Genomic DNA, 559 nt, shown 5'->3' with positions numbered 1-559 from the left:
AAGTGGGGGAAGTGGGGGAAGTGGGGGAAGTGGGGGAAGTGGGGGAAGTGGGGGAAGTAGGGGAGAAACTTCCTTCTTTATTCTTTTTTCCTCCTGACTCCTGACTCCTGACTCCTGAACTCCTATTCCCTAATTCCAATCCTGCTCGTCTTTTTTGCCCTGACTTTTGTAAATTCCGCCGATATCATGGATTTGACGGGTTTTTGCAAATAGTTCAGTTTCCGTTAAACCCCAGCGTTGCAAAACTTTATCTAAGTTGCTTTGGATGTCCCGCGCTCCCGGAAAACCTTGATAGCGAATTTTTAGTCTAGCCAATTCTGATAAATTGTAATCGGTTGCGTCTTGAGCGAGTAAAATATCAATAAGGGGGCGATCGCGGTTGTAGAGTGGATGTTGTTGGTCTTTACCGCTGGAAATTTCTGTCACAATTAATACCTGTACGAAGTTAGCAATCCATCAACAACTCAAGATGAAAAATCTCGACCATTGCTAATTATCTACCATTATCTAGTGAGTCAGTAACCCAGACCTAAAGGGACTGGGCTTGCAAGAGTAATCA

Annotated in this window: 1 protein-coding gene; it reads right to left on the bottom strand. The window is 44.2% G+C overall.

Annotation, left to right across the window (positions count from 1 at the left end; genetic code table 11):
* Positions 1 to 129: 129 nt before the first annotated feature.
* A complete protein-coding gene (locus FJR06_RS07905) occupies positions 130 to 426 on the bottom strand; it encodes a DUF3288 family protein (RefSeq protein ID WP_168651188.1) in 297 nt (98 codons plus the stop codon).
* Positions 427 to 559 lie beyond the last annotated feature (133 nt).

Source organism: Dolichospermum sp. UHCC 0352, from assembly GCF_009711925.1.
GTDB classification, from domain to species: domain Bacteria; phylum Cyanobacteriota; class Cyanobacteriia; order Cyanobacteriales; family Nostocaceae; genus Dolichospermum; species Dolichospermum lemmermannii.
Note: the sequence above shows the minus strand (reverse complement) of the source record. Positions and strands in the feature narration are given on the sequence as shown.